14 protein-coding genes and 1 pseudogene are annotated in these 13,990 nt (G+C 62.1%); 14 read left to right on the top strand and 1 reads right to left on the bottom strand.

Features of this window, described 5'->3' with window-relative positions; all coding sequences use genetic code 11:
* The first annotated feature begins 46 nt into the window (after positions 1-46).
* The 14 genes and pseudogenes from SALMUC_RS12965 to tnpB (SALMUC_RS31825) all read left to right on the top strand — a co-directional run.
* Positions 47-1,126: a FecCD family ABC transporter permease gene (locus tag SALMUC_RS12965; protein ID WP_020043255.1), complete on the top strand. Its 1,080-nt coding sequence runs from the start codon at positions 47-49 to the stop codon at positions 1,124-1,126.
* Positions 1,120-1,887 (top strand): ABC transporter ATP-binding protein, encoded by a 768-nt coding sequence (locus SALMUC_RS12960; RefSeq protein WP_020043256.1) that lies wholly within the window; start codon positions 1,120-1,122, stop codon positions 1,885-1,887. The genes SALMUC_RS12965 and SALMUC_RS12960 overlap by 7 nt, the downstream gene beginning before the upstream one ends.
* A 544-nt stretch (positions 1,888-2,431) precedes the next feature.
* Positions 2,432-3,937, top strand: coding sequence for a DUF6538 domain-containing protein (locus SALMUC_RS12955; RefSeq protein WP_342663037.1), 1,506 nt, complete (start codon positions 2,432-2,434; stop codon positions 3,935-3,937).
* A 271-nt stretch (positions 3,938-4,208) separates the two neighbouring features.
* Positions 4,209-4,760: a hypothetical protein gene (locus tag SALMUC_RS12950; RefSeq protein ID WP_020043258.1), complete on the top strand. Its 552-nt coding sequence runs from the start codon at positions 4,209-4,211 to the stop codon at positions 4,758-4,760.
* A 1-nt stretch (position 4,761) separates the two neighbouring features.
* A complete protein-coding gene (locus tag SALMUC_RS12945; RefSeq protein WP_020043259.1) occupies positions 4,762-5,220 on the top strand; it encodes a hypothetical protein in 459 nt (152 codons plus the stop codon).
* 9 nt (positions 5,221-5,229) lie between these two features.
* The gene (locus SALMUC_RS12940) at positions 5,230-5,490 is read left to right on the top strand and encodes a hypothetical protein (RefSeq protein ID WP_020043260.1); all 261 of its coding nucleotides are present in this window, start codon (positions 5,230-5,232) and stop codon (positions 5,488-5,490) included.
* Between the two features lie 227 nt (positions 5,491-5,717).
* Positions 5,718-5,909 (top strand): hypothetical protein, encoded by a 192-nt coding sequence (locus SALMUC_RS12935; RefSeq protein WP_020043261.1) that lies wholly within the window; start codon positions 5,718-5,720, stop codon positions 5,907-5,909.
* Between the two features lie 80 nt (positions 5,910-5,989).
* Positions 5,990-6,439: a hypothetical protein gene (locus tag SALMUC_RS12930; RefSeq protein WP_020043262.1), complete on the top strand. Its 450-nt coding sequence runs from the start codon at positions 5,990-5,992 to the stop codon at positions 6,437-6,439.
* A 207-nt stretch (positions 6,440-6,646) separates the two neighbouring features.
* A complete protein-coding gene (locus SALMUC_RS29830; protein WP_020043263.1) occupies positions 6,647-6,799 on the top strand; it encodes a hypothetical protein in 153 nt (50 codons plus the stop codon).
* 148 nt (positions 6,800-6,947) lie between these two features.
* Positions 6,948-10,106, top strand: a complete 3,159-nt coding sequence (locus SALMUC_RS12925; RefSeq protein WP_021120340.1) for a bifunctional DNA primase/polymerase — start codon at positions 6,948-6,950, stop codon at positions 10,104-10,106.
* 457 nt (positions 10,107-10,563) lie between these two features.
* A complete protein-coding gene (locus tag SALMUC_RS12920; protein ID WP_020043265.1) occupies positions 10,564-11,223 on the top strand; it encodes a hypothetical protein in 660 nt (219 codons plus the stop codon).
* A complete protein-coding gene (locus SALMUC_RS12915) occupies positions 11,223-12,296 on the top strand; it encodes a helix-turn-helix domain-containing protein (protein WP_020043266.1) in 1,074 nt (357 codons plus the stop codon). Before SALMUC_RS12920 ends, SALMUC_RS12915 begins: the two co-directional genes overlap by 1 nt.
* A gap of 421 nt (positions 12,297-12,717) precedes the next feature.
* Positions 12,718-13,095, top strand: a complete 378-nt coding sequence (gene tnpA / locus SALMUC_RS12910) for an IS66-like element accessory protein TnpA (protein WP_021120338.1) — start codon at positions 12,718-12,720, stop codon at positions 13,093-13,095.
* Positions 13,095-13,397: pseudogene (tnpB, locus tag SALMUC_RS31825) on the top strand (IS66 family insertion sequence element accessory protein TnpB); the annotation flags it as partial. The gene tnpA and the pseudogene tnpB (SALMUC_RS31825), both read left to right, overlap by 1 nt.
* A 146-nt stretch (positions 13,398-13,543) precedes the next feature.
* On the opposite strand, the gene tnpB (SALMUC_RS31820) reads toward tnpB (SALMUC_RS31825), so the two are convergent.
* Positions 13,544-13,900, bottom strand: a complete 357-nt coding sequence (gene tnpB / locus SALMUC_RS31820) for an IS66 family insertion sequence element accessory protein TnpB (protein ID WP_051155908.1) — start codon at positions 13,898-13,900, stop codon at positions 13,544-13,546.
* Positions 13,901-13,990: the final 90 nt, after the last annotated feature.

The raw sequence follows: 13,990 nt of genomic DNA, 5'->3' as shown, positions 1-13,990 counted from the left end.
AACCCGCGGGCGGCCGTCCCCGGCCGCCCCTCGCACGGGGCACCGCATGTCGAGCATCTCGAGCGCAACCACGACCGCCTTCGCCGCCACCGACCACGCCGGCAGCTATCGCGGCCTCGTCGCAAGACGGCTGACGATCCTCGCGGGGCTGGCGGCCCTGCTGGTGCTCTCGGTCGCGGTCGATGTCTCGCTGGGCCCGGCCCGCTATGCCCTGCCCGACGTGCTGCGCACGATCTTCGCGCCGGGCGCGGCCGAGCTGCAGATGCGCGTCGTGGTCTGGGACATCCGGATGCCGATGGCCCTGCTCGCGGTCACCGTCGGCGCCAGCCTGTCGCTCGCCGGCGCACAGATGCAGACGATCCTCGCCAATCCGCTGGCCAGCCCCTTCACGCTCGGCCTTTCGGCGGCCGCCAGCTTCGGCGCGGCAATGGCAATGGTGCTGGGCGTCGCCGTCTTTCCCGCGGCGGTCGGGCTCATGGTGCCGATCAACGCCTTCGCCATGGCGATGGCCGCATCGCTGCTGATCTTCGGCCTCTCGACCCTGCGCGGCGTGACCGTCGAGACCATCGTGCTCCTGGGCATCGCCCTGGTCTTCAGCTTCAACGCGGCGCTCGCACTGCTGCAATACTTCGCCTCCGAGCAGGCGCTGTCGGCCGTGGTCTTCTGGACCATGGGCAGCCTCGCCAAGGCGACATGGGGCAAGGTCGCCATCACCGCCGCGATCCTCGTGGTCTGCACCCCGCTCTTCATGCGCAGGGCCTGGGCGCTGACGGCGATCCGCCTCGGGGAAACCCGGGCCGCCGCCATGGGGGTGCCGGTCAAGCGCCTGCGGCTCGAAGCGCTGCTGCTGGTGTCGCTGCTGGCAGCCGTCCCGGTGTCCTTCGTCGGCACCATCGGCTTCATCGGCATCGTCGGCCCCCACGTGGCGCGGCTGCTCCTCGGCGAGGACCAGCGGTTCTTCCTGCCCGGCGCGATGCTGTCCGGTGCCGTGATCCTCTCGGCGACCTCGGTGCTGTCCAAGGCGATCCTGCCCGGCGCCGTGCTGCCCATCGGCATCATCACCGCGCTGGTGGGCGTGCCCTTCTTCGCGGCGCTCATCCTGACGAAAGGACGCAAGGCATGGTAAGTCTCGCGCTGGATCAGGTCGGCGCGCGCTATGGCCGCCGCGAGATCCTCTCGAACTCCTCCACCCCGCCCATCGAGGGCGGCGCCCTGACTGCACTGGTCGGGGCCAACGCGGCGGGCAAGTCCACCCTCTTCCGGCGCATCGCGGGCCAGCTGCGCGGGGCGGGAACCGTGCACATCCGGGGCGCCGAGCAGGCCGATCTGCGCTACATGCCGCAGGATACCGCCATGAGCGCGGCCCTCACGGTCTACGAATCCATCATCCTCGCGCTGAAGCAAGGCGGCGGCGGCTGGCGGCTCTCGGCACGCGAACTCGCCGCCGTCGACGATGTCCTGGACCGCTTCGGCATCGCCCACCTCTCCGAGCGCCAGCTGCCCGAGCTTTCGGGCGGACAGCGACAGGCGGTTTCCATCGCGCAGACCCTCGTGACGCGTCCCAAGGTGGTCCTGATGGACGAGCCGACCTCGGCGCTCGACCTCTACCGGCAATACGAGATCCTCGAGGCGCTGCGGCGCTACGCGCGGGAGACCGGCGCCGTCATGATCCTCGCCCTGCACGACCTCAACCAGGTGATGCGGTCCTGCACGACGACCCTGGCCCTGGCCTGCGGACGCGTGGTCGTGACGGGCCCGACGCTCGAGGTGCTGACGCCGGCCATGATCCGGCAACTCTATGGCATCGACAGCCGCGTCGAGCGCTGCTCGCAAGGCTGCCCGATGATGATCGTCGACGGCCCGGCCGCAACCACTGTCGGCGCCTAGAGGGCCTTCGCTCCCTCGCGGAGCGCCAGTCATCCGATGTCACGATGGGTCCCTGTCCAGGCCGGCGGCCCCTGGGTTCAGAGTGAGTGACCGCGAAACCGCTGGCCTCCACGCCCCTGTAGCGGGCTCGGGACACAAGCGAGCCGCCCTCCCGGCCTTCTGCCCAGCCTGGGCTGTCTTGTGCCGAAGCCGAGCAACCGCACCGGGCAACAGCGTCAAGGCCTGTCGGCAGTCACCGCCCAGTCTTGCCCACGATCTTTCGCAGATCTTTCGGAACCACAAGCCGGGCATGAAACCGCCCGGATCTGTTGACCAGGTGACGAACCGCGCCGGCCATCGCTCCGCCGGTTGCAACCTTGAAACGGCCTGACACCCTGAAATCCAAGGGTTTTCTTTGCCTTCAAGGAGATGGAATGGTGGGTGATGAGAGACTCGAACCACTCCTTAATGAGAAAATCGCCATATTTTCATGACTTATACCTTGCTTGAGCGTTCATGAGAGGCGATTTTGCTATACAATTTTCCCTTGCCTGCTATACATTTCGTGTTTTTCGGCAGTGAGGACAGCGTGGGAAGAGTTGAGAAAGCACGGTATGTGACCCGCACCAAAGACGGTCTGTACAGGTACAATCGCAGGGTCCCAGACGACTGCCAAACAGCACTCCGAAAACGACTCTGGAACCTCTCGCTTGGCCGCGACTACGATCAAGCAGTGATGCGCGCTGCCGATCTTCGCAGAGAGCATGACGCCACCATTTCGCGCCTGCGCAATCCTGAAACATCGGAATGCGAGATCGTCAGCCAAGCCACTGGCCGCACCTCAGCCCGCATAGCGGAACTAGAGCATCACGGGGCGCCTGAGGCCATCGAAGGCGAAGAGGGTACGGTCGAAGATATCCTTGGCGCGATGTGGCAGCGCATCCCAACGGTCCTTCGTAGCGCCCGAGGTGAGCCCAAGGAGTATGCCCAGCTCTCGATCACTCAGGCGCTGGCTTTCGGGGACGACAGCCGCGCTGAGGGCGGAGCCGTCATGCGCCTTCCGCCACCGTCCGATCCAGTCGCGCGGATGCAGTACGATGCTTACAAGGCAATGCTCGCACAGCGACTGGAGGAACTGGCGCCGCTGCCCGACCAAGGCGCACCGGAAATGCGTGTCTCCGCGCTCATGGAGCGATACATCAAGGTTCAGGCTCTACGCCCGAACACCGCCCGCTCATATCGACAGATGGTCCGGCGCCTCATCGACAACTGCGGGGGCGACCACGCCCTGCCCCACTACGACAGAGACCGCCTCAGACTACATCGAGACAAGCTCGATGCGGACCCCGGCGTGAGCGTCCAAACCGTCGAAAAGCATTTCGCGCCGCTCAAGGCCCTCTGGCGGTGGGCAGCGGATGAGTATGACGAGTTGGCCGACCTTCAGTTTCCTCGGGTGCGCCTCTCCAAGCGCGTCACGACCGTCGAAGACTCGCGATGGCAGGCCTTCAATGACGTTGAAATGAAGTGCGTCTGGCAAGCGCTGTGCGAAGCATGGGGACCAAAGAGCACCAGTCGCATTAAACCCGAACGCCGCAGGGCGTTTCTGATGGCCGTGCGGGTCATGCTCTACACAGGCTTGCGCCCAGCCGAAGTGTTCCGCCTGACGGCGGCGGACGTCGAGAACGGAATCTTGACGATACTCAGGACAAAGACCACCGCGCGGAAGCTGCCGATTTCGACAAACATCTCAGACCTTCCCGAATTCCTCGCCAACGGCGGCTTTGAGCGTGACAGTCAGTCCAAAACCATCGCCGTAACCATGTCGGACAACTTCACGAAGGTGATCCGCCATGCTGGACTCACGAACGACAGACATGTGCTCTACAGCCTCAAGGACACACTAGTTGATCGGCTGCAGCGGCAAGACGGCATGACCGATGACGTGATCCGAGGCATCATTGGGCATGTAGTCGGCCAAGGTAAGCTGCGACACTACAAGACACCCTTTGGCGAGACGGCCCACGGGCGCGCAACGATGAAACAAGCCCTCGACGCAATCACCTACTGGTGACCCCCCTGCTCTCTTTGCCTCACGATGGCCCGCCCTCTTCGGCGGGCCTTCTTCTTGCACGCGCGCCCGCGGAAGCGGGTTGTTTACATGCTTACTCATTTATTGCTGCGAATCGACGGCGTGACCCGTTTTTCATATTTCTTGACTTGTCAAGTAAAATCGTTCATACACGACATATCAAGACGTCCAGCGGCGCGCGCCGCCTCAGGCCTCAAGCGAGACCAGACGTTTCTTCCCCACATTCATCCTGCTCAGACAGGAGGGAACAGCTATGAATCCCAACAGCGCAACTGTGCGCAGCTCCGATATTTGCGCTATTTTAAGCGTCTCCGACCAGTCCACCTTTAGGTGGCTATCCGACCCTTACCCTACCTTCGTTTGGTCCAGTTGTGACCCGCGCGGGCGTACCTATGCCCTCCCTGAGATCGTCGCGCGTCTGCGCGCACGTCGCGCCCGCGGGCTGCACTCCGATGACCTTTCTGCGCTGGTGGCTCATGACACTGAAGTCCGCACCCAGCACGGCGATGATGGCCTTTGGTTGGACGGCGACGCGGTGAACCGTAGCGAGGCCTTCTACGCGTCACTGAGGGGCGAAGAGATCGAGCGGGCGCGAGCCGTTACGAAGGCAATACGCGGTGCGGCAGTCGGAGCTGGCCTGAGTGGCATCAACCGGCTGGCACAGATCACCATTATCCACCCGGGATTCGTCCGTTTCATCCTGAGCGGCGAGACTGATGAATTGCCGGTCACCGATGCCGGTTGGCATTCCTTTGCCAAGCCCCTCTGGGCCGTGAACCCTTCCGAACAATACGAGGCAGCTTGACATGAGCACCATTGAGGAACTTCTCCCCCACCTCTCCGAAGACGACCGAGCCAATTTCACACGCGCCGTTGGGCAGATCGGCGCGGCATTCGCTGCGCGAACGACGATTGAGGTGGACCCCGCCATGATCGCAAATCTTCCGCAGGTCCGTGACCATGTCCTTTCCGGGGGCGATGTTGAGCTGGACCTGTCCGCCGCACTCGACGGGCTCAGGGAAGAGCCGTCGATTTCAAATCAGCTCATCGCGGCTGAGGTGAAGGAAGCAGAGGTGACGAAGATTCAAAGCGACACCGCGAACATGTCACGGGTGGAGAAGATGAACTACGCCCGCGAACGTGGCCTGACGAAGCCGCGCGAGGACGTCGCCAACACTATGACCATGAATGAACACGCCGCTGTTCTGGCCGGTCTCTCGCCCGTCCAACGTATGAACTACGCTCGCCGCCACGGTATTGTGTGAGGTGCTGTGATGACCATTGACCAGATTGAGTCCATCATCCGCCGCGACCATGGCGGCGCATGGTGGGCGCTGTTCCACCAGACCACCCACGGACACCGCTTCCTGCCGACCGGCGACGTACTGACGGCCCGCGCCTATGATGAAATCCGCCGCCGGTTCGGCGCGCAGATGGCAGAGACGGGCGCGGAAGAGCTGACGCCGGAGGATCGCAAGCGCAATCGGGTCAGGGCCAAGGCCCACGCGGCGGACGGTGGGCGCTATGGCCGATAACATTCTTGGCGCACCGGACCCCGGAATTACGTCGGAACCGAATTGGGGCAACGCGAACCATCACGCCGTTCCGCCCGCTGAGCGTCGAGCACGTGCCGAGCGGAAGAACGCGCGCGCGGCCCGTTGGGCGAAGGCGGAGGCTATCCGTGCGGAATGGTCAGAGGCCGATTTCGCCGCGGAAGCTGAGCGGATCGCAGCCCAGATCGCAGAATGGGAGCGGACCGGCGATGCCGCTTAACACCTTCGATCCCAGCGCGTTCAAGATCGCACAGGCACGCGCGCTCCGGCGGCGCCAGTTGTGGCACTCGGCCCGCATGGCGTGCCCCGACTATGTAAGCTTCCGCGCCAACCTGAGTGCAATCGAGCGCGCCGTTGCGTTGCTTCTCGCCGAAGAGTTCGGGGACCAGATCGCCGCCTAGGCGGGTCTTCCGGAAAGCATCACCGGCGGCTTCTGTGTCTCGCGCCGGACCAATCATCACTCCCAAACTGGAAAAGTACCATGATCGACCTCACTGCGCCGCAGCGCGCAAAGCTCTACCTCGCCATGCGCGACGCACTCGACGTGACCGACGAACCTCAGGACCGCCATGCAGCGCGGCGGCTGGCTCTGTGCGAGCTTGTCAGCAAGTTCACCGGCGATGACGGCGCTTTCGCCCTGCACGAAGCCTTCCGTCTTGCCGATGCGCTGGACCACCACCTGACCGAACACGCGAACGGGCCTGAATTCGGTTTCAGCGTCGCCAACGTGGCGCGGCTGGTGGGAGGTGATCGGGATACCGCGAAGGCCGCTCTGCGCCTCCTTGGTGCCTGCCCCACTTTCGACGCGGAAGGGCCGGACGATTGGGCCACCGCGCCGCGTGAGATGGTGGAATCGATCCGGTTCCCGCGCGACGCACTGGCAGCACAGGTACGGCTGGAACTGGAAGAAGCTGAAGCGTTCGCAGCCTGATTGTTACAAACTGTAACATTCCGTCATCTCAGAAGTTTAGCTTGAAGCAGAAAAGAGGTGCCATGACACCTCAAGCGCAATGGGCAAATTCAGCTTCAAGCTGAATTATATAGATGCATCAATCACTTATGGCGAACCGACGTTGCCGAAAACCGCCCCTCCGAGTAGTCTGCGCCCATCGAAAGTGACGAAGAAGGGAACGACCGAATGAGCAACGACCGCGACGCCGACCTGATTTTGGCGGCAAACACGATGAAGGAGGTAGCGGAACTGCCCGCCTCTGATTTGCGCGACAATGGACTGCGCGCGCTGTGCGGAGAAGTGCAGGAAATGTTGGGCGCGCCGGAACCGGCGGACTGACCAAATAGACGCCCGCCAAGGGCCTACCACGACTGGACGCAAAAGCGTCGCACAGGAGCATTGCCTGCCCCCTCACGGGGGCGGCGCCATAACCGGACTCGAAAGGAGGCCGTCAATGAAACGCTAAGGCTCAGAAGGAGAAGAGACCATGGTAACTAACCAAAAGGCAGAGGTATCAGTAGACGAAGATAACCCGTTTGCAGCGGCGGGCGAAAATATCGTCGATCTGGAAAACGGTCGCCCCAAAGATATCCCGGATGACCGTTTGCCGGTCGGAAGGCATTTTTTCAACCGACCGCACCGACAGAGTCCGTACCACACGGAACGGGCTGCACGCGCGCGCTCACGTGCAGCCGCCGTCCTGCCCCCCGAGCACATTGGCGCTGCGCAGGAAGCGCTAGGCAGTCTGATCGGTCGCAGCAACGAGAACTACGCCGACGCCACCGATCACAACATCATGTCGCTAGCCTACGCGTGTTGGTATGCGGAGATGGGCTGGGCCGTCGCCGACGCGTACAGCTTCTCCGATCAAGGCAATGCCTGCGGTAAGGGTAAGGACGGCAAGGTGCCGCTGGGGGCGCAGTGGCAGCTTCGCGCGACTTCGGATCACGCTGCAGTCATCGCGGCATGGTGTGGTGACGGGAAGTATCCGCCCATTGAGAGCGGCGGGGACAAGGGCAAGGAGCTACCCTACTACAAGCCGACCTACCCCAGAAACATCTCATTTGTGATCCCTAAGGGATATTGGGTGCTCGACGCAGACAGCAGGGAAGAACTGGCGCGGCTCGAAGCAGAGTTTGGACCATTGCCCGATACGGTTCGCTCCGCGAGCGGCTCTGGCAAGGGCGAGCACATTCTTTTCAGGACCGACCTCGACATTCGCAATACCGCCTCGATCGTCGCCAAAAAGATCGACGTGCGTGGGTTCGGCGGACAGATCATTGTTGAACCGTCTCTGCACAAGAGCGGCGGCTTCTATCGCTGGGCTGACGGTTGCGCGCCTTGGGAATGTGAGGTGGCTCGCGCCCCCGAGGCATGGGAGCAGGCAGCGTTCAACGCGACGAAGTCACGGACGGTCAGAAAGTCGCGCACCACGTCCGACAAGTCTAGTACGAAGACAGGCCGGCGCCCTGACGAAGCCAAGGCTCGCGTCAGCGATGCTCATGGCTTCGAAAATATTCTCGCGACCATCGGCGATCAGGAAGGTGGGGCTGGCTTCGACTCCCCAGTGTATCGCGCAGCTTGTTCGTGGTTCTCAGTGCACGGCCATGACGCTGAGGCGTCTGAGCTTCACAAGACCCTGCGGGATGCCATCCTTGCCGCCCAGTGCGATGATGACCGCGCGGAGACACGCTACGCTTCGGAAGACTACCTAGAGACCCGGATTGAACAGGCACGGGAGTACATCGCAGACGGGGAAGACAATCCTTTTGAACCTCTTCCCGGCGACCTTGGCGACGAAACCAAGACGCCGGAAGAGCGCGCCGAAGGGGTCACCACCGCCTCGAAGGCTGCCGACATTCGGAAGTTCTTCAAGGCGCTCTGGCGGGACGGTGTGGACGAAATGACCAAGGCCAATGTCACCGCCGTGATCGTTAAGAACACCAACCTCGACAAGCGCAGAGTCCAGGTTTTCTGGAAGGAGCTGGACGCGGCGAGCCGGAAGCCACAGGCAGGCGAGGTTCAGGAAGGTATGCTGACCACCGCGCCCGCCCCGGACCAGACCCAGTACGCGGCTGACGCCGTCCGTACCGCGAACGAAAAGACCCCATTCTTGTTCGAGTACATGGAAGAACCGACCATTGTCCGCCGGGGGCGCATCAAGTCGCTGGATCGCCCCGGTAAGCGCCACGCGTTGGGCAGGGTCACGGTGTTTCAGAAGCTGAAGGGCGAAGGTGAAATGCAGCATGTCTACCCACCCTATGACGTTGTAGACGACCTGTTTTCATCCGAACTGAGCGACTTCTGCCTGCCCCTTCGCGGGGCCGTGGACACGCCCTTTTTCGCAGCAGACGGGGCGCTGGTGACGACGAACGGGTATCATGCCGGATCGCAGATGTATCTGGACAATGACTTGGAGCTGGCGGGCGTGAGCCCGCATCCGACTGCCGAAGAGGTGCAGGACGCCAAGCGGCTCATCGTGGACAATGTGCTGGCAGACTTTCCCTTGGGCGGCCTGTCGCGGCAGGAAATCATGGCGGCGCTGGACGGCGAAACCGTTCCCGCCGTGACCCATGCCGTAGGCCTGACCCTCTTGCCCTTCATGCGTGAGATGATTGACGGGCCGACCCCGGGCTGGATTTTGTCCAAGCCCGCGCCGGGTACGGGGGCCTCGCTCTTGGTGAAGCTTTTGACCACCATCGGCAGCGGCGTCCCTGCGCCCGAGTCGACTCTGCCGTCGAACAAGGAAGAGGTTCCGAAGACACTTGCGGCTCTCTTGCAGAACGATCCGACTCACATCGTCTTCGACAACATCAACCATTCGGTGGATTCCGGCGATCTGGCATCGGCGCAGACTGCCCGGACGTATCAGGCCCGTGTGTTAGGGAAGACGCAGACCATTGAAGTGGACGTCCGGTCCATCTTCATGTTCACCGCCAACAACGTCACCCTGTCCAAGGAATTGCTCCGCCGTTCGATCTTCATTCCGCTGGACGCCAAGGTCGAAGCCCCTGAGAAGCGGACCGGGTTCCTTCATGAAGACGTGTCCAAGTGGGTGGATACGCACCGTGCCGAACTGGTGCACGCGTGCCTGACCCTGATTCAGAATTGGGTGGCGCAGGGGATGCAGCGCAGCTCGCACTCGCTGGCATCCTTCGAAGACTGGGCAAAGGTCACGGGCGGCGTTCTCGAAGCCGCCGGGTTCACCGGGTTCCTCGAAGGTCAGGAAGACGCCAAGGCTCTGGCGGCTGACGCCGCGCAGGAGAATACAAACCACCTCATGGACGTTCTGGCAGACTACCCGGACGGCACCCAGTTCCGCCCCGGCGGGACTGCAAAGTTCAATAGTGAAAAGACCGTGAACCTTGTGGACATTCTGAACGGCGAAGAGCGGGCGAAGATCGAACCGGGAGACGACAAGCCGGACCCGATCCAGATCAAGAGCTGGGGCTACAGCGACTATGACGGCTGCTACAAGACGGGCGCGCGCGTTCGCCCCGGTTTCGAGAAGCTGACACGCAAGCCGCATCGGGGGCGGTCTGGAGACGGGCGCGAATACGACCTGCACTTCGAAGCACTCCCGGACACGAAGAACAAGGGCGTGGTTTTCAGGATGCGCAAGGTTCCCGTTTCGGACGGGAAGTGACTTGATGAATTGGCAGGGTCGGCGTTAGCCGACCTTTGCTTTTGCGGTTCAGCCTTGAAAAGAAGGGGTTTGCGGGGGTCGCGGGGCTGCTTGCGGGGGGTATGCGGAGGTAGGCCCGTAGAATGTCCTATGTGATTTCAATGCCTTAAGTCGATCTTGCGGGGGTCGCGGGGGTATTTCCGCCCGCTCCGCCCCCAATGAGAAACATTTTTTGCGCCTGCCCTGCCTGCGCCCTGAATAATCATCTCTTACTATTTTTTAAGATACTACCCCCGCCACCCCCGCCACCCCCGCCAAACCATTTCAACTTGCTGATTTATAAGGGTACTTTCTGCGGGGGGGTGTGAAGCGGCATACCTCCGCAAAGCCCGCGTCCTGCCGCAGGCTGGTACGAAGGCCCTTGCGCGTTTAAGTTTTTTCCCCTCCAATGCGGGGCAGAATCTTAAACGAGGTAGGCATGGCAGCTTTCAACACCGCGATCACCGACAACCCCCAAAACGCCGAAGTGCGTCTCGCTGACTTCGGCTTGGCGCCGATGCAAATTCTTGCCATTCGTGACTCTGCCCGAGCAGCCGCAGATGATGCAAGCCCGCTCATGCCCCTGAACGCACCGGGCACGCTCGCCTACATCCGAGGCGTGGAGGCACTACGCGCTCAAGTACTGGACGGAGAATGGGTGATAGACCGTACCCTTGGGGTCGAAGCTGTGATTAATCGCGAACTCGGAATCCGGGTTGGGTACCAGAACGTCGACAGGGCCTGTGACCTTGTGTTCAAGCCGATGCCACGTTCGATGAAAGGTTCCGCCTCTGAACGGATGTGCAGCGCCCCATTGTTCGAATACTGCGGGATGGTCCTTGAAACCGACCATGACAGGGTGCCACGAGCTGACGTAAAAGACCCGCACGCCGATCAGGTTGCGACCTATTTCGTCATGGTAGGCGAAGACGGCAGCGTCGAGTTGTCCAGTCCGATCATCGAAAATCAGCGATATGGTGACTTCCGTGAGCGCATCTTCGTTGACCGTCCGGACGAAGACTGGGAAGACCGCATCGAACCCGAGGGCGAGCCTCTCGACGACTTCGACGTGCCAGTTAGCATCAAAGACAAACTGTGATGTTCAGCTCAGAAAGACTGAAGATGGCCCGCTTCAGGCGGAAGCTGTCAGGAAAGGGACTCGCAGAAGCTGCGGGCCTCACTCCCGTTACTGTGTCCAAGGCAGAGAACAGCCACCAGCCCGACGAATCCACGGTGCACAAACTTGCGAAAGCCTTGGACTACCCCGTCGAATTCTTTTTCATGGAAGCCCCGGAAACTCTCGAGACGAAGGCAGTCTCATTCCGGAGTCTCAAGAAGATGAGCGCTGCAGAACGCAACGCGTCCTTGGCGGCGGGGTCGATTGGGATCGCCTTCTATGACTGGATAGAACATCACTTCAACCTGCCTGCACCTGACCTGATTGATCTGAGCAAGGAGCGGGACCGCCCCGAGGTCGCCGCTCGCCTCTTGCGCCAGCATTGGGGCATTGGTGATCGCCCGATAGGGAGCCTTCTCAAGCTCTACGAATCGAAGGGGATCAGGGTGCTTTCCCTATCCGAGAACACTCCGAACGTTGACGCCTACTCGTTCTGGCACGCAGAACGACCCTACATGTTCCTGAACCAACGCAAGACCGCGGAACGGTCGAACTTCGACTCCGCACATGAACTGGCGCACCTTGTCCTTCACTTCCACGCGGCGCGGGAGTCGGCGCAGATTGAGGATGCCGAGAAGCAGGCGGACCAGTTCGCGTCTGCCTTCTTGATGCCTGAAGCCGACGTGAAGAGCCGTTTCGGGCATATCTACAGCGCCTCGCAGATCATCGAGACAAAACAGCGCTGGAAGGTCTCCGCAATGGCGTTGGCGACGCGACTGCACGGCCTTGGGATGTTGAGTGATTGGAATTATCGGTCGATCATCATCGACCTTGGGCAGCGAGGGTACAGGAAGGGGGAGCCAGTAGGCGTGGAGCGCGAGACGTCCACAGTGCTAGGAAAGGTCTTGGCGGCACTCTGGAAAAACGGAGTCACCCGGTCAGAGATCGCAAGGGACCTTAACCTCCCGTGGGAAGAAGTCGAAACACTGATTTTCGATCTGGCAGGACACATACCTGACCGCCCAGACGCCCCCTCACTGACTTTGGTCCAGTAGTCTCGAAACCTGACTGGCTGCCTGCCCCAACGTGTACCGCAGATGAAGTGTCCCCAGCGGCTTTGCTAAAGACGCCCTGCAACATAATGGACCGGTTGCATGCGATTAACCCGTATGAAACCGGTCCACATGCACCCAACGATGCTAACTTGAAATGACTCCTCCTCGTTTTTTCACTCGAATGACTCTTGCCCGATTTTGCTAGCGTAAAGGTGAGCACCGGAATCCGTGGCAGACCCTACAGTCTCGATGCGATGGTCTTCTCAACCTTGGACAGCCACTGTAAACACGAGCTGAATAGTAAGCGCTGTCCCGCGGTCACCTTCCGCGATGTTTCGGCGAATGCGAGAGCATCCTTATCGTGAGTTAGGGAGTGCGGTTCGCAATGTGCGCTACAAATGCGTTTCTCAGATCGCTCGGTGTGGAGATCTACGCGTCCGGACACCGGCGCTGGCCGGATGAGGCGAAGGCGCAGGCAGTCGCCGAGACGCTCCAGCCGGGAATGACGGTGAACGATGTTGCAACGCGGTTCGGTATCCAGCCGAACCAGCTGTCGGCGTGGCGGCGCATGGCGAAGGACGGCAAGCTTGTCCTGCCGGCCGATGAGGGCGCCGGAGATGAGGCGGTGTTCGCGCCTCTCGTGGTGTGTGACGCGGGGTCTCCTGCGCCAGAGGCGGAGAGCAGCGCCGTGGGGCGCGATATCCGGCTCGCTGTCTGCGAGGTGGTGATCCAACTCGACGCCGACACGCCCGCCGGGCGCATCGCCGAGATCGTCCGGGCGCTCGGGGCGCGCGCGTGATGCTGCCGGCGCACAAGGTTCGTATCCTGGTGGCGACGCAGCCGGTCGACTTCCGCAAGGGGCACGACGGACTCGCAGCGCTGGTGCAGTCGGTGCTGAAGGAGGACCCGTTCACGGGGACGGTGTTCGTGTTCCGCGCGAAGCGGGCCGACAGGCTGAAGATCCTCTTCTGGGATGGAACCGGTCTGGTAATGGCCTACAAGCGGCTTGAGGAGACGACCTTTACCTGGCCCGCCATCCGGGATGGCGTGATGACGCTGAACCGGGCGCAATTCGAGGCCTTGTTCGCCGGCTTGGACTGGCGCCGGGTAAAGGCGCTGGAAGCGCGCAGACCGGCTGCGTCGCCACCAGGATACGAACCTTGTGCGCCGGCAGCATCACGCGCGCGCCCCGAGCGCCCGGACGATCTCGGCGATGCGCCCGGCGGGCGTGTCGGCGTCGAGTTGGATCACCACCTCGCCCATGCCGCCGCCGGTCTGCGCGCTTCCAGCGCCTTTACCCGGCGCCAGTCCAAGCCGGCGAACAAGGCCTCGAATTGCGCCCGGTTCAGCGTCATCACGCCATCCCGGATGGCGGGCCAGGTAAAGGTCGTCTCCTCAAGCCGCTTGTAGGCCATTACCAGACCGGTTCCATCCCAGAAGAGGATCTTCAGCCTGTCGGCCCGCTTCGCGCGGAACACGAACACCGTCCCCGTGAACGGGTCCTCCTTCAGCACCGACTGCACCAGCGCTGCGAGTCCGTCGTGCCCCTTGCGGAAGTCGACCGGCTGCGGCAGAATGAATCGGCCGGCTGATTTGGCGCGCATTTCCAGTCGGTTCGGGATATGTTCGGGGTATGCCGGCCCTGCCTGATATCGATCTGTCAGCCATTCCCGAGGACCAGCGCGATGCGGTCG

The sequence above is a fragment of the Salipiger mucosus DSM 16094 genome (assembly GCF_000442255.1).
In the GTDB taxonomy this organism is placed as follows: Bacteria; Pseudomonadota; Alphaproteobacteria; order Rhodobacterales; family Rhodobacteraceae; genus Salipiger; species Salipiger mucosus.
Note: the sequence above shows the minus strand (reverse complement) of the source record. Positions and strands in the feature narration are given on the sequence as shown.